Origin of the sequence: Microcystis sp. LE19-8.1F, assembly GCF_027531715.1 — a bacterium.
GTDB lineage: Bacteria > Cyanobacteriota > Cyanobacteriia > Cyanobacteriales > Microcystaceae > Microcystis > Microcystis wesenbergii_A.
Map to the genome: position 1 here is coordinate 1 of NZ_JAPZSO010000099.1, position 16,728 is coordinate 16,728.

At 38.9% G+C, this 16,728-nt stretch carries 6 protein-coding genes and 3 pseudogenes; 8 read left to right on the plus strand and 1 reads right to left on the minus strand.

Annotated elements, in window-relative coordinates; translation table 11 throughout:
- Positions 1–134, minus strand: a pseudogene (locus tag O9334_RS10525) (IS701 family transposase); the annotation flags it as partial.
- Between the two features lie 278 nt (positions 135–412).
- On the opposite strand from O9334_RS10525, the pseudogene O9334_RS10530 reads away from it, so the two are divergent.
- The 8 genes and pseudogenes from O9334_RS10530 to O9334_RS10560 all read left to right on the plus strand — a co-directional run.
- Positions 413–3,649: pseudogene (locus tag O9334_RS10530) on the plus strand (beta-ketoacyl synthase N-terminal-like domain-containing protein); the annotation flags it as partial.
- 339 nt (positions 3,650–3,988) lie between these two features.
- Positions 3,989–4,204 (plus strand): annotated as a pseudogene (locus tag O9334_RS23155) (phosphopantetheine-binding protein); the annotation flags it as partial.
- Between the two features lie 83 nt (positions 4,205–4,287).
- Entirely contained in the window at positions 4,288–5,007 is a 720-nt protein-coding gene (locus O9334_RS10535; RefSeq protein WP_045359215.1) for a Rossmann-fold NAD(P)-binding domain-containing protein, read from the plus strand.
- Between the two features lie 163 nt (positions 5,008–5,170).
- Positions 5,171–6,928, plus strand: coding sequence for an SDR family NAD(P)-dependent oxidoreductase (locus tag O9334_RS10540; RefSeq protein WP_045359213.1), 1,758 nt, complete (start codon positions 5,171–5,173; stop codon positions 6,926–6,928).
- Between the two features lie 45 nt (positions 6,929–6,973).
- On the plus strand, positions 6,974–11,977 hold the full coding sequence (locus O9334_RS10545) for a short-chain dehydrogenase (RefSeq protein WP_190380335.1): 5,004 nt from the start codon (positions 6,974–6,976) through the stop codon (positions 11,975–11,977).
- A 141-nt stretch (positions 11,978–12,118) separates the two neighbouring features.
- A complete protein-coding gene (locus O9334_RS10550) occupies positions 12,119–13,693 on the plus strand; it encodes a PfaD family polyunsaturated fatty acid/polyketide biosynthesis protein (RefSeq protein ID WP_045359209.1) in 1,575 nt (524 codons plus the stop codon).
- Positions 13,694–13,728: 35 nt separating this feature from the next.
- On the plus strand, positions 13,729–14,901 hold the full coding sequence (locus O9334_RS10555) for an MFS transporter (protein WP_045359207.1): 1,173 nt from the start codon (positions 13,729–13,731) through the stop codon (positions 14,899–14,901).
- A 64-nt stretch (positions 14,902–14,965) separates the two neighbouring features.
- Entirely contained in the window at positions 14,966–16,243 is a 1,278-nt protein-coding gene (locus O9334_RS10560; protein ID WP_045359205.1) for an NAD(P)/FAD-dependent oxidoreductase, read from the plus strand.
- Positions 16,244–16,728 lie beyond the last annotated feature (485 nt).

Genomic DNA, 16,728 nt, shown 5'->3' on the forward strand with positions numbered 1-16,728 from the left:
TCACTTTCCCCTAATAATCCTCCTAAATATTGTCTGAAGCCGTTTTTTTGCGCTTCGTTTTTGAAGCAATTGTCAAACCGCCGACACCATCGGTCAAAGCATGGGGGCATCGCGGCTGGGGTTGTCTCTTTCATCGCTGATCTTTCAACGTAAAGTGCTTACTCTTTAACGATTATACTCGATTTGATCTTTATTTAGCGTTTAAGTCCCACTACTCTACTTACCAGATTTTGTCCCCCCCCGAACGGTTACTAAAAATCATCCATTTTTGAGAGTAGATCATCCATTGTATAAACGGGGAACTCTGCCTAAACTGAAACTAAAGGTAATCAAACAATTCTTCGTTCATTCTTTAAGAACTATTCGTTGTTGCTACAGACTGCTATATTATTGATTGGAGAACACACCTACAATGTCTGCTCAATCCTCAACCTCTACCCTAACTGCTTTACAAAAAACACCGATCGCTATTATTGGAATGTCGGCCTTATTTGCTCAAGCCAAGAATTTACAAGAATATTGGCAAAATATTCTCGGTAAAGTGAATGGAATCACTGAAGTGCCAGAAAGCGCCTGGAATTTAGAAGATTACTATGATCCAGACCCGAAAGCACCTGATAAGACCTATGGTAAATGGGGGGGCTTTTTGCCTAAAATTGATTTTGACCCTTTAGAATTTGGTCTGCCACCTGATACGTTAGAAGCTTTAGATTCGGCTCATTTACTTGGTTTAGTGATGGCTAAACAAGCTTTAGAAGATGCGGGTTATGGCCAAGGAAAAGAGTTTAATCGGGAAACAACAGGGGTTATTTTAGGAGGAAGCGGCCTCTGGAAAAGCATTACTCCCTTAACCAGTCGTCTGCAATATCCTCTCTGGAAGAGAATTTGCCAAAAAAGTGGTTTATCTCAAGAACAAACCGACAAAATTATCGAAAATATGAAGGCGGCCTATGTGCCTTGGCAAGAAAATTCTTTCCCGGGTATGTTACCAAACGTCGTAGCAGGTCGTATTACTAATCGCTTTGATTTGGGAGGAACTAATTGTGTGGTGGATGCAGCCTGTGCGAGTTCCTTAAGTGCTTTAAAAATGGCGATCAGTGAATTAATCGAAGGCCGTTGTGACATGATACTTACAGGGGGCTTTGACACGGATAATTCCATCCTTAATTATATGTGTTTTAGCAAAACTCCGGCTTTTTCTAAGAAAGATTGTCTCAATCCCTTTGATGCTACCTCAGATGGCATGATGGTAGGGGAAGGATTGGGAATGCTGGTGATTAAACGGCTTGAGGATGCAGAACGAGACGGCGATCGCATCTATGCAGTGATTAAAGGCATCGGGACTGCTAGTGATGGTCGTTTTAAAAGTATCTATGCACCGCGTCCTGAAGGTCAAGTTAGAGCCTTACGGCGCGCCTATCAAGAGGCGGGATTTTCTCCCGCTACCTTGGGGTTAGTTGAAGCCCATGGTACTGGAACACCAGCGGGAGATTTTTGTGAATTTACAGCCCTGAATGAGGTTTTTAGCGAAAATAAGGCAGAAAAGCAAACGATTGCTCTGGGTAGTGTCAAATCTCAAATTGGTCATACCAAGGCGGCGGCGGGTGCTGCAAGTTTAATTAAAACGACTTTGGCCTTACATCATAAAATTCTTCCTGCTACCATTAATATTACCGAACCCAACCCTAAATTTAAGATTGAAGACTCGCCTTTTTATCTCAACACCGAAACCCGTCCTTGGTTGCCCAAAGGAAAGACACCGAGACGGGCCGGGGTTAGTTCCTTTGGCTTTGGGGGAACAGATTATCATCTGGTGTTAGAAGAATATACGCCCAAATTACCCCAAGGAGAAAATCGAATTCATCACCGTCCCCAATCAATTTTACTCTGGGGTCAAAATCCTGAAGAATTAAGGCAAATTTGTCAAAAAGCTCTAGAACAGTTGCAATCTCCCCAAGGGTCACAAGTTTATATTGAACTACAAAATCAAAGCAAATCGGCTCAACTTCCCTTAAAGGTTGCTAGAGTGGGCTTTGTCGCGACTTCCTTGGCTGAAGCTATTAAATTACTGCAAGCAGCCGTTAAACAGTTGCAAAAACAGCCTCAAGCAGACGCATGGGAACATCCCCAAGGTATTTATTACCGTAAGACGGGGTTATTACTTGAGGGAAAAGTCGTAGCACTGTTCCCCGGCCAAGGTTCTCAATACCTGAATATGGGTCGAGAAATTGCCCTAAATTTCCCAGAAATCCAAACCGCTTATCAAAAATTGGATACATTGAGAGCTAAAGCGGGTTTAACGCCCCTTTCAGCAGGAGTATTTCCGATTCCTACCTTTAACGAGGTGGACGAAAAACGGCAAACCTCTTTACTGCAACGGACGGAAAATGCTCAACCTGCGATCGGGGCTTTCAGTGTAGGACTGTATAAAACGTTGCAAAAGACGGGATTTAAGCCAAATTTTGTGGCCGGTCACAGTTTTGGGGAATTAACCGCACTCTGGTCCGCGGGCGTTTTCACAGACGACGATTATTATTACTTGATCCAAGCTAGAGGCCAGTCCATGGCCGCACCGAAAGGAGCCACCCCTCAAGGGGCCATGTTAGCGGTGACTGGGAAAGTATCTCAGATAGCGCAATGGGTTGAAGGAATGGCCAATGTGCAGATTGCTAACTATAATGCACCTGAACAGGTGGTATTATCGGGATTAGCCTCAGAAATTGCCACTATTGAGAAGATTTTAAGCTCTCAAGGCTATCAGGTTACGCCTTTACCCGTGTCTGCTGCTTTTCATACTTCTTTAGTACGTCATGCTAGTCAACCCTTTGGGAAAGCGTTGGATCAAGTGAAATTTCATGCGCCCCAAATTCCGGTTTACGCTAATGTGACGGCAGCCCCTTATCCCAAAGATTTATCGGGGATGCGTCAGCTTTTAGAAGCGCAGTTGTTGAATTCGGTTCAGTTTGTCCAACAAATTGAAAATATTTATGCTCAAGGCGGATATTGCTTTGTGGAAATTGGACCGCGCCAAATTCTCACTAACTTAGTTAAACAGATCTTAGGCGATCGCCCTCATCTTGCCATTGCGCTCAACCCCAGTCGGCAAAAGGACAGTGATGTTCAGCTGTCACAAGGAGTAATACAGCTTCGAGTTTTAGGTTTACCGTTAAACGATCTGGAAAATGCAGCTTTGACGGTGAAGACTCCCTCAAACAAACGCAAAGGTATGATCCTTAAGCTGAATGCAACCAACTACATCAGCGATAAAACCAAAGCTTTGATCGGCTCTGCATTACAACCTGACTCACCTGCGGAAATAGAACCGTCAGTTGATTCCCAAACGGTTGAATCTAAGTGTGAGGAAGTTAAAGGGTCGGAAAACGAGGAAATTTTAGCCTCTATTCCTTCCGTCAACCTTTATCCTTCTGATTCTCAGCCTCTTTTAGAGGAAATTCCAACACTCAATTTATCTATTGTTTCTCAAGATCGAACTGTAACCATGACTATGAACAACGCTATTTCTAACAACGTCAACCTTCTTTTACAAGCATTCAACCAATATCAACAGAGTCTTGCCAAGGTTCACGAAGAGTACATTAAACATCAATCTCAGAGTTTTCAGTCAGTGTTGCAGTTATTAAAACAAAAAGAGATGACAGCAATTGATCAAATTGACGAACTCTCTACTGCTGCTGATGCGGAGAATTCAAAATTTGATCGGCAAAATTCAGAGGTTTCCTCTGTTAATTTTCCCGATCCGGCTCCTTTTAAGTCGGAACCTCAGCACTTACCGACTCTAGAACCTCAACCTTTAAACATTGCACCTCAACCCTTACCGACTCCCGAACCTGAACCCGTTCACATTTCCCCCATTGTCAACTATTTAGAACCTCGTCAACCCATTGCACCCATCTCTACACCTGAACCTGTGTCAGAAGTGAGCGAACCTTCTTTAGACTCCATTCAAGATGATGCACTGAGTCAAGCCTTATTAGAGGTTGTCAGTGAAAAAACAGGCTATCCTACGGAAATGTTGGAATTAGAAATGGATTTAGAGGCAGATTTAGGCATTGACTCGATCAAACGGGTAGAAATCATGGGAAGTCTGCAAGAAGCTTTCTCTGGGTTGCCCAAACTTAGCCCTGAAGCCTTAGCAGAAAAACGTACCCTAGCCCACATTGTTCAGTACTTGAGGGAGAAAATGATGGTGACAGAAAAAAAAATAGCTTAGTTGTTACCTCTACCCAGTCTAACCATCGAAAACACGGTGATATTGGACGTTATCAAATGAAACTGAAGCCCCTTGCTGCACCTGATTATTGGGATTTTCCCTCAACCCCTGATCAAACCTGTTTGGTGACCGATGATGGTTCATCTACTACTGCCCAAGTTGCTCAAAGTTTGCTAAACCAAGGCTGGCAAGTTGTGGTTCTCAGTTTCCCTCAATTCCTTATTCCTGTGCGTTCTTCTCTTCCTGCGGGGGTTCGACATTTTGTTCTCAATCATTTAAGTGAAGAACATTTACAAGCACAATTGGGAGATATATTTAAAACTTGTGGACTGATCGGCACATTTATTCATTTACATCCTCTCTCTCAGGGGTTTAATCAAGATCAAGAGACTTCAATTAACACCGATCAAGCGATTGTTAAACAAGTGTTTTTACTAGCCAAACATCTTAAATCTTCTCTGACGCAAGCGGCCAGTCAAGGACGCAGTTGTTTTCTCAGCTTAACCCGTTTAGATGGAGAATTTGGTCTCAGTGGAAAACGAGAATTTAGCCCTATTAGTGGCGGTTTATTTGGCTTAACGAAAACCTTAAATCTAGAGTGGGAATCGGTCTTCTGTCGCGCTCTAGATATTAGTCCCGACTTAGATGAAATGACAACGGCTCAAATTGTTTTAGCTGAATTACATGATCCTAATAGCTTAATTCAAGAGGTAGGTTATACTCCAAAAGGTCGAATGACTTTGACTTGTGAATTAGCTTCTTTTAGCAGTAAATAGGCAAAAGTTAATAGTTAGAATAAAATTAGCTGGGCGCAAGGCTTGCGCCCCTACATAATTATAGTTATTTAGATGAATTGCGGTATAAATTCCGATTTTTAGCTAATCTCTACTAACTATTAACTATTAACTATCAACTATCAACTAACACGGTATTTTTCCCATGATTAATGATACTCAACTTAATTCATCTTCTGTGGTTATTGTCAGTGGTGGTGGCCGAGGAATTACGGCTCAATGCGTTATCTATTTGGCGCAACAATATCATTGTAAATTTATTTTATTAGGTCGTTCGCAAATTTTATATCCTGAACCTGAATGGAGTCTTTCTTGTCAAGATGAGTCTCAGTTAAAAAAGCAAATTATGCAACATTTAACAACTCAAAATGAAAAACCAACTCCAAAAAAAGTTCAAGCACTGTATCAACAACTCTGTCAAAGTCGTGAAATTAAGCAAACCTTATCAGAGATTGAAAAAGTAGGAGGAAAAGCCGAGTATTGCAGTGTTAATGTTACCGATTCACAGCAGCTAAAAGCAACTTTAAGACCGATTATTCAACGTTGGGGACAGATTACGGGCATTATTCATGGTGCGGGAACGTTAGCAGATAAATTAATTGAAAACAAAACTGAACAGGATTTTGATAAGGTTTATACTGTCAAAATTGATGGGTTAAATAGTTTATTAGGTTCGGTAGAAGTTAACCGATTAAAATTTATTGCTTTATTTTCTTCTTTTGTTTCATTTTATGGCAATGTCGGTCAATCTGACTATTCTTTAGCTAACGAAATTTTGAACAAATATGCTTATTTACTTCAACAAAAATATCCTAACTGTCATGTTGTTTCTATTGGCTGGGGTCCTTGGGATGGGGGAATGGTGACACCACAGCTTAAACAGTTATTTGAGCAGCAAAATATTAAGGTCATTCCTCAACAAACAGGGGCGCAAATGTTAGCAGAAGAATTAACCCAAACTCAAGCTAAAACCCCTCAAATTATTGTCATGAGTAACCCTATTTCTCCTTCTCCTAAACTGGTTACACCGCAAAAGCATAGTTACCGTTTATATCGTCGGTTGACGTTACGAGGAAACCCTTTCGTTTATGATCATGTCATTGGGGGAAATGCAGTTTTACCCGCGATGTGTGCGTTAGCATGGATCACTAATAGTTGCGAACAACTTTATAAAGGATATCATTTTTTAAGTTGTCATAACTATCAAGTGCTTAAAGGAGTTGTCTTTGATAAAAGTTTAGCTAATTTGTATTGTTTGGATCTGACTGAAGTTGAGAAAACAGAAGATGAAATTAAATTTGAAGCCTTAATTTGGAGTGAAACCGCTAAAGGAATTCCCCTTTATCATTATCGGGCGATTATTAATATTACTAAACAAGTAATAGCTGAGAGAAAACTTGAGGAAAGTATTCAGCCTGTTAAGGAACCTTCCCTTAATTTCCAACCCTATCAAGAAGGAGTTCTGTTTCATCAGCCCAGATTTCAAGGAATTAAGAAAATCTTAGAAATTAATAACAACGAACTTCTTTTTAACTGTTACTTACCTCCAATTTCTACACAAGATCAAGGACAGTTTAGCGTTCAATCCTTTAATTCTTATACGGCTGATCTCTTGTTTCAATGTCTTTTAGTTTGGGTCAGAAAACACTACAATTCGGGTAGTTTACCCCTAAAACTAAATGAGCTTAAGCAGTTTAGTTCCCTCCCTTTTAATCAAGAATTTTGGATCAAATTATCCATTAATGAACATAGTGATACTAAGGTAATTGCTAATGCACTATCTTATCATTCTCAAGGTAAAATTTATTTAGAAGCAACTAATATGGAGGTTACTTTGAGTTCTTGTCTTAATGTTTTGTTTCTTAATAATACGGTGAATTCATCGAATACCGTTTGCTTGTAATTTTTTCTCAATTGATACCCTATTTACATTTTCACAGGAGATATTATGAAACCGTCCAAATTAGCGATCGCTGGCTTAAGTGGCTTCTTTAATCAGCTGTTAACCAGTCAACAACTATCAGCTTTAATTTATCAAGGAAACTCCCTTGATTATTCTAACAAACCGATTAGTGATCATTCTTGGTCTATCTTATCAAAGATGTCTGATCAAGGGTTAAAAGATTGTACTTGTAAGATAGGAAAAAAAGTCGCTTTAATTACTGCTAATAATATTAGCAACAATCAAGAAACTGAGCTTAAAAATATTAGTTATCAATTGGAAAGATTATGGAATTGTTCCATTGTTCCCTTTCAATTAACCCAAGGATCTGATTCTTTATTAAAGTCTCTCGAATTAGCCCAAATTCTCTTAACTGCCAAAGAAGTTGATACAGTCATTATTAGTGCGCTTAATACGGATTCTGAGTCTATTATTGGCGGAGCTTTAATCCTCAAAGATTATGAAACAATCCAAAACAATAATAGTACGCTTTTTTACGGGATTATTGATAGCTTTAGTAAAATAGTTAACCCCTTATCTTCTCCATCAGTTGCGATTAAACAAAGTTGTCAGCAAGCATTTGAAAATGCTAAGATTCACCCCTCAGATATTGGTTATTTAGCTGTTTCCTCAACAGAGATAGATCAAGGGTTATTAGAAGCTTATTATGCTAATCATAATAACCTAACTTGTGCAGTCGGAACAGTCCAAGAAAATAATAATAAATTAGGGATCACTGAAGATTTAATTAGCTTAATTAAAACAGCACTTTGCTTAAAAAATCGTTATCTTCCTGCTGCCGATCAACTGTTAACTTCTAATCTTACTCAAGAATGGCAAAATAGTCCTTTTTATCTACCTGATGTATCACTTCCTTGGTTTCTTGAAAAAGGACAAGAAAAACGCTATGCTGCGCTTAATTTAGTCACTCAAAACAATACTTATAGTCATTTAATTTTATCAGAAGCAACTCCTCAAAGTACAGCCAATAATGGCTATTTACCCTATGGGTCATTTTATCTATTTCCCCTCGCTGGAAATGATAGTTTATCTCTACAAAGTCAGCTTGATAACTTAACCGAGAGTATTGAAAACAGTTTCTCCTTACCCCATCTGGCCAAAGAGAATTTTATTCAGTTTCAACAGAATTCTCAATCTCCTTATGTTGTAGCAATTGTTGGGAATAACAAAGAAGCTTTACAAAAGGAAATTAAACAGGCTAAAAAAGGAATTGATAAAGCCTTTCATACAGGAAAGCCTTGGAAAAGTCCCCAAGGAAGTTATTTTACCCCTAAACGGTTAGGAAAAGTGGGTAAAGTCGCTTTTGTTTATCCGGGTGCTTTTAACTCCTATTTAGGAATGGGAAGAAATCTTTTTCAATTATTCCCTAGATTATGGGAGAGAGCAGAGAGTTTAATTAGTGATCCTGCTAGCTTTTTTCAAGCAAACTCTCTTTATCCTCGCCGTCAATCTCCCCTTTCTAAACAAGACTTAGAAACCCTAGAAACTCAATTCATTGCTAACCCTTTATCTCTCTTAGAAACGGGAACAGGTTTTGCGGTTTTATTCACCGAAATTATGCAGAAATATTTCAAGATTAAACCTGATGCTGCCTTCGGTTATAGCATGGGAGAAAGTACCATGATGTATTCATTAGGAGTGTGGCCAAATGCGGATCAAGGAAGTCAATTTGTTCATTCTTCTCCCCTATTTCATACCCGTTTAATGGGAGCTAAACAAGCCGTTGCAGAATATTGGGGTCAACCGATAGATGAAAATTCATGGAGTAGTTATGTTTTAATGGCTACAGCTGAAGCAGTTCAAGAATGTTTAAAAACAGAAAGTAAGGTTTATTTAACCCATATTAATACCCCTCAAGAAGTTGCGATCGCAGGAGATTCTCAAGGTTGTTTACGGGTGATTGAAAAATTACAATGTGATCGGTTTCGTTCGCCTTCTGATATGGTTTTACATTGTGAAGTTATGCAATCAGAATACAATGAGTTTCTTAAGCTAAATACGGTGACAATAGGAACACCACCTGATACTATTTTTTATTCCTCTTCTCATTATGATTCTCTGGCCTTAGAACAAGAGAAAATTGGTGAGCATTTAAGTCAAGGAATGTGTCAAATGTTAGATTTTCCTCGCTTAATTGAACGCACTTATCAAGACGGGGTGAAAATTTTTCTAGAATTAGGATCAGGAGGAAGTTGTTCTCGTTGGATATCGGAAACTCTTGGTCAAAAAGAGCATCTTGCATTGTGTATTAATCGTCGAGGTGCTGATGATTTAGCGACCATTATTAAGACGTTAGCACAATTAGTCAGTCATGGGGTAGAACTAGACTTATCTCCTCTTTATTTAACAGATGAAGCAGAAACCTTAGAAGCGATTTTTAAGACAGTGTTAACCACAGCACCCAAAGCTAATATCGAACCCCAAACCGAGCAACAAAATTCAATTATTCGAGAAAATACTGCTTCTCAAAAAGTCGCTGCTTTAGTCGCTTCTTCTACTCAAACTCTTTCACAAGTTCCAACCATTTCTACAGTTGATCATTTAAGAACAAGCGTTATTTCTTCTCATCCTAAAACCGTTAGACCTTGTTTATTTGATCAACCTGAGATTCTCGAATTTATTGAAGGTAAAGTCTCTAAGGTTTTTGGTCAAGAATATGAACCCATTGATCATTATACCCAACGAGTCAGAATGCCGTCTCCTCCCTTTTTGTTCGTCAGTCGGGTGACTCAATTAGAAGGAAAATTAGGTGATTATAAATCAGGTTTCATCGAAACAGAATATGATGTACCAGAAGATGCTTGGTATGCAGTAGATGGTCAATTAACGGTAGGAATTTGTCAAGAAGCCGGCCACGGACTCCTGATGCTATTAAGTTATATCGGGACAGATTTTGAAAATCAAGGAAAACGCTCTTTCCGTTTATTAGATTTATCTGCAACCTTCTTATTTGAACAACCCGAAAACGTTAAGTTGTTACGGTGTCGAGTTAAGATCACATCTTCGGTTAAAACTGATGATAGCTTATTAATTTTCTTCCAAGGAGAGGTGTTAATTGGGGATCAAGTTTGGATGAAATTTCATGACGGTTGTGCTGGACTCTTTTCTGATGAAGAATTAGAAAAAGGACAGGGAATTGTGCTAAAAGAGGCTGAAGAAAAAGAAAGAAACTTGATTAAAAGACAACAGTTTACTCCTCTTTTAACTTGTTCTAAGTCATTCTTTAAAAAAGAAGAAATTTTTAATCTAAGTCGAGGAAATATTGAGGCTTGTTTAGGGAAAATCTATCAACAAAATGGCTTAAATTCTTCCCTCAGATTACCCCCAGAAAAACTCTTAATGTTAGAGAAAGTGATAATGGTAAATCCTCAAGGAGGAATAGCTGGACTAGGTTTAGCAGTGGGATCAAAACAGATCACCCCTGAGGACTGGTATTATTCTTGTCATTTTAAAAATGACCCCACTTTACCCGGTAATTTAATGATTGAAGGAAGTATCCAACTGGTGCAATTTTATTGTTTATGGTTAGGGTTACAAACTCACAGGAAAGATGCTCGTTTTCAGGTGATTCCTAATCAAACCCAAGCAGCCCGTTTTCGGGGACAAGTGACTCCCCAACATGGAACTTTAATGTATCAAATGGAGGTGTTAGAAATTGGACTTTCTCCTCAACCTTATCTTGTGGCTAATGTGGATGTTATTTTTGGCGGAAAAACCATTGCTACTATTAAAAATATTGGTGTTCAACTGGTAGAAAAAACAGCTACCATTCCCAGTATTTTCCAACCCATTGAGTCAGGAACATTTCCCCATATTTCCCAATTATCAAAACAGTCATCGGTTTTATTTAATGAAAACCAATTAAAAACCTTTGCTAAAGGATCAGTGGCTGCTTGTTTGGGATCAGAATTCGATATTTATGAAAATCGTCAATCGGTTCGTTTACCTAATGGGGAGTTTCAGTTAGTCAGTCGGGTATTAGACATCGAAGGTAAGCGTCATGAATTGCAAAAACCATCGGAAATTATTACCGAATTTGATGTCAAAGAAAATGCTTGGTTTTATAACCATAATGCCTATCCCACTTTACCTTACTGTACCTATATCGAAATTGCAGGTCAACCTTGTATTTTCTTAGGGGTTTATATGGGAGCAACTTTATTATTCCCAGAAGATGATCTTCATTTTCGTAATTTGGATGGACAGGGAACAATTCTCAAAGAAATTGACCTCCGTAATAAAACCATTACGGATAAAGTTCGTCTCCTTTCTACTACCGCTATTCAAGGAGCAATCATTCAAAAGTTTGAGTTTGAATTATCTTGTGAGGGTGAACCTTTTTATCGGGGTAATATGGTTTTTGGAGACTTTAGCACAGCCGTGTTAGCAAATCAAGTGGGACTTGATGGCGGAAAACGTCTTAAACCTTGGTATCAATTGAATGATTTATCCGATTTAACCGTAGAGGAAATTAATTTACAAGATTCCTTAACTCACCAAAACTTCTATTCAGTAAATCCGGAAAAACCCCATTATCGTCTTTCTCAAAATTATCTTGATTTTATCGAAAAAGTTTTCCTAATTCAAGATGGTGGTAAGTATCAAAAAGGATATATTTATGCCAGCCAATCAATTACTCCCGAAGATTGGTATTTTCCCTTCCATTTCTATCAAGATTCCGTGATGCCCGGTGCATTAGGCGTTGAGTCTATTCTTCAAGCTATGCAAACTTATGCGCTGCAATTAGACTTAGGCAAATCTTTCAAAAATCCGCGTTTTGGTCAAGCCATTAATCATCAAATTACCTGGAAATATCGAGGACAAATTACACCCGAAAATCGTTTAATGTCTTTAGAAGTGCATATTTCCGATATTCGAGTCGAAGATGATGTAATCACAATTATCGGAGATGCCAGTCTTTGGAAAGAAGACTTAAGAATTTACGAAATTAAAGACATCGCCCTGTGTCTATTAGACAGTGAAGAGTGAACAGTTAACAGAGACCAGTGTATCTCGACTACTCGGTTAGTGCATTAACCATCGAATTGGGATAACCCCAGTTACCAGTGAATAGTAAACACCCATCTTTTCCCTCAGTTTAAAGTCAACAACAATGGAGAAATAAACCCCATGTTAACTAACCATAACCCTCTTACTACCTCCCCTAAATCATCCATTTCCTTTGAGAGTGAAGGAATTCGAGAAAAATTAGCCAATTTAGAGCAGCCTTGTTATGTATATGTCAAAAATAACCAGATAGGACTTTCTCACGAACCTAATGCTGATATACTGCCCCGTAGCATGATTAATGCCCTATCACCCCAACAATTAGGCGATCGCACTTTTTGTGACTTTCATGGTTTAGACTATGCTTATGGGGCGGGTGCAATGGCCGGGGGTATCGCTTCCGAAGATTTGGTGATTTCTTTGGGAAAAGCGGGATTTTTAGCCAGTTTTGGGGCAGCCGGGTTAGTTCCCCAACGGGTTGAAAAAGCCATTCACACCATTCAAGAAGCTTTACCCAATAGACGATATGCCTTCAATTTAATCCATAGCCCCTCAGAGGAAGCCCTAGAACGGGGTTCAGTGGAACTTTACCTCAAATATGGGGTAAGAACTGTTGAAGCCTCTGCTTACCTGGATTTAACCCCCCATATTGTCCGTTACCGAGCATCAGGATTACATCTCAATTCTCAAGGCGATATTGAAACCCAAAATAAGATCATTGCCAAAATTTCTCGGACTGAAGTTGCTCGGAAATTCTTAAAACCTGCTCCCCCTAAACTGCTGAAAGCTTTAGTTGAACAGGGACAAATTACAGCCTTACAAGCAACTTTAGCTGAAAAAGTTCCTTTAGCCGATGATATAACCGTTGAAGCTGACTCTGGTGGTCACACAGATAATCGTTCTTTGGTTTGCCTTCTCCCTTCTATTATTGCCTTACGCAATGAAATTCAACAACAATATCAGTATGAGCGTTCTATTAGAGTGGGGGCGGCCGGTGGCATTAGTACCCCAGAATCAGCCTTAGCGGCCTTTATGATGGGAGCAAGTTACATTATCACAGGTTCGGTGAATCATGCTTGTATTGAAGCGGGAACATCTAAACATACCAAACAATTATTAGCCCAAGCAGCAATGGCTGATGTGGTAATGGCCCCTTGTGCTGATATGTTTGAAATGGGGGTGAAAGTTCAACTCTTAAAACGGGGAAGTTTATTCCCCATGCGCGCGCAAAAATTATATGATTTGTATCAAACTTATGAGGGAATTGATGCCATTCCGACCGAGGTTCGTCAAACCATAGAAAAGCAAATTTTCCAAAAACCATTAGAGGCCGTTTGGCAAGAAACCCTTGCTTATTTTCAAGAGCGAGATCCCGAACAAATTGAACGAGCGAATAATAATCCTAAACGGAAAATGGCTTTAATTTTTCGCTGGTATTTGGGGCTTTCTTCTCGTTGGTCAACCAGTGGACAGCCACAACGAACCATGGATTATCAAATTTGGTGTGGTCCGGCGATGGGTTCATTTAATGATTGGGTTCGAGGAACTTATTTAGAATTTTCCGAAAATCGTCAAGTGGTGGATGTAGCAACTCATATCATGCGCGGTGCAGCTTATCTCTATCGTCTGCAAAGTCTGAAGTTACAGGGGGTTAATCTTCCGTCTCCCTATCATTTTTATCGTCCCACGCCTCTTTAAAAACCCCCTTATGAACCTTGTGCTGGAATTTTCCCATGATGACTAAAAATGCCAATTCTCCCTTTTCTGTTGGACTTCCCGCCCTTTATTTAGTGGCCTTTTTATCGGGAATTTCCCTAGGGTTATTTAATCCCTTTGTTTCTACCCTTATGAAAGAAAAGGGTTACGACAATATTGTTATTGGGGCAAATTCTACTCTTTACTTTTTTGTCATTGCCGCAGGAACACCGATTGTGGCTAGTATTCTTCGCCAAATTGGATTAAGAAAAACCATGATGTTAGGATTCCTTTTAATGGGAATAACTGCACCTCTATTTGCCTTTACTACTCAATTATCTCTTTGGTTTATCATTCGTGGCGTTATGGGTTTGGCCTGTTGTTTATATCTGATTTCTGGACAAACCGCTATTAACTATTTTTGTAATGATCAAAATCGAGCCATGGTTAATGGTTTAGATGCTTTAGCTTTTAGCTTAGGTTTTGGTATCGGTCCGATTATGGGAGCAGTCGCCTATAATCTTTCTCCTAAGATAACTTTTTTATTAGGAAGTGGCTTGATTTTAAGTGGAATTGTTGTTGTCTTTTTTGGATTACCAGAGAAAACGGTTAAGTTTCAAAAGCCCAACTTTAGCATTATTCAAAAGCTCAAACTTCCCCTACAAGGAGCTTTTGCTTATGGCTTCAGTGTTGCCACCTTAGTTTCTCTTTATCCACTTTTTTTACTCGAACAAAACTATGGTATTGAGCGCATGGGGTTAATCTTTGGCTTGTTTATTTTAGGCGGATTAATTTCAACCGTTCCTATTACTCATTTAGCCGATAAGATGGGTAAAGTTAAGGTTTTAGTCGGTAGTGTAATTATTGTAATTGTTTCAGTTTTTGGCTTATCTTTAATCGAAAATCCCATGATTACCCCCTTTTTAGCTTTTGTCTCTGGGGTAGGAATGAGTCCCATTTTTCCCTTATCGTTAGCCCTCATTGGTTCTACCGTTACCCTTAATGAATTATCCTCCGGGAGTGCTGTCTTTACCTCAATTTATAGTGCAGGTTGTACCGCCGGTCCCATTCTATCAGCTATTGTCATGACCATGATGGGAACTCGGTATATCTTCTCATTAATGTTAGTCATTTTTGTCTTATTTTTGCTGAGTTTAAGTCAGTCCCCAAAGTCCCATCCTGACTATCAACATTCTTCGGAGAATAGTTAGGAAAGTTTCTTGAATTTTAACTACACTAATTAACCACCTTCACAATTTATTCAAGGACAAAATCATGGAAAAATTAGCAATCATTGGTTCGGGTATTTCTGGCTCTCCCATCGCCTATTATCTTCAAGATCAATATGAGGTTGATGTCTATGAAAAAAGTAGTCGTGTCGGCGGTCATGCTCACACCTTAGATTTGGATGAAGATGGTCAACGGATTTCTTTTGATACGGCTTTTGTGGTTTGTAATAAACCTAATTATCCCAACTTGATGAAATTTTTTGCTGATTTAGGAGCAGAGACTCAAGATCATTTAGGCGGATTTAATTTTTATAATTTGGATACTGGAATGCAGTTTAATTCCCTAGATTTAGAACTGCCGATGGAAGAATTTGTTCGTCAGCAATCCTCTGAATTAGTCGCTTGTTATCAAGAAGCTAAACGTTTTTTTTCAGAAGCACGGGCTGATTTTTGGGAAGGAAAAACGAGAATTTCTATGCAAGAATATCTAGATAAAAATAACTATAGCCAAGCCTTTCGAGATAACTTTGTCATGCTAATGGGATCAGCCGTTTGGTCAATTCCTACTGATTTATTAATGGAGTTTCCCGCTTCAACTTTTATCAGCTTTTTTATGACTCATGACCAAGGAGGGTTGGGGGGAAAAACGGTCGAATGGCAAACCGTTAAAGGGGGAAGCAGTCGTTATGTTGAAAGGGTCAAAGATGCTTTAAATAAACCCATTCGCACCGAACAAGAAGTGGTTTTTATTCAAAAAAGAGAAGACGGAAAAGTAATCGTTCAAACCACCACCGATGAAGAAATTTATGATAAATTTGTCATCGCTACTCATGCTGATCAAGCCTTAGAAATACTGGCTGAACCAACCCCGTTAGAACAACAAATATTAGGCTGTTTTAAATACAATGAAACCGCCGTCACTGTTCACACTGATCCCGTTATTATGAACCCTGATCGCAGTAAATGGCAATCCTGGAATTATGGGCAAGTAACTAAAGAAGGAAAGCTTTATACTTATGTGACTTATTATGCTAACAAAGTCCATAATTTTACCGCCAAGAAAGATTATTTTGTTTCCTTAGATACCCCACCTATCGCCATTGATGAAGACAAAATTATCCGCATTCTTAAGTATCGACATCCAGCTTATGACATGAATACTCTAGAAGCCCAAAAACAAATTTATCAACTCAATGAAACTGGCCCTATTTACTTCTCAGGGACATATTTCCACATCAAAAAACGAGGCATTGATTCCTACGGATTTCATGAAAGTGGCATCGGTTGTGCGGTTGAATTAGTGGAACGTTTGAGAAAAGGATAATGTTTGGCAAAATACAGAATCGGCTCTTCGTTACTTGGTATGGTTCGATAGGGGAGCATAAATCGACTAAATCCTTATCTGGCAAGAGACTTAATTGATTAGTTCGCTCTAGATCAAAAACAATTGACAAAAATCGCCAAATGTCTTTCTCTATAAGAGTTTCATTCCTTATAATCCTGTACGTTGCATAAGACAAGCCGAAGAACCACAGAATCAATAATCAGCAACTATACTCAAGTATTTTGGTTGACTCTTTTGAGTAAATTCAACTACAGTTAACCATAAGTTTCTTAAAAGAAGTTGAAAAATTCTAATCTTTTTTGAAACCTCCTTTAGGATAGAGAAACTAAGTACAGGACAAAAAGCTTGAAAAGTAGGCGGGAGTGGGGTTTTATGAGAAATAGCACTAATCTCGAAACCCCTATGAACCAGTATAATGCGTTGAAACAAGCTCTCAAACCTCATTTGCGATGGCACGGAGCAAG

Coding starts and splice junctions, on each gene's coding strand:
- O9334_RS10535 (WP_045359215.1), top strand. CDS start 4,288: ATGAAACTGAAGCCCCTTGCTGCACCTGATTATTGGGATTTTCCCTCA.
- O9334_RS10540 (WP_045359213.1), top strand. CDS start 5,171: ATGATTAATGATACTCAACTTAATTCATCTTCTGTGGTTATTGTCAGT.
- O9334_RS10545 (WP_190380335.1), top strand. CDS start 6,974: ATGAAACCGTCCAAATTAGCGATCGCTGGCTTAAGTGGCTTCTTTAAT.
- O9334_RS10550 (WP_045359209.1), top strand. CDS start 12,119: ATGTTAACTAACCATAACCCTCTTACTACCTCCCCTAAATCATCCATT.
- O9334_RS10555 (WP_045359207.1), top strand. CDS start 13,729: ATGATGACTAAAAATGCCAATTCTCCCTTTTCTGTTGGACTTCCCGCC.
- O9334_RS10560 (WP_045359205.1), top strand. CDS start 14,966: ATGGAAAAATTAGCAATCATTGGTTCGGGTATTTCTGGCTCTCCCATC.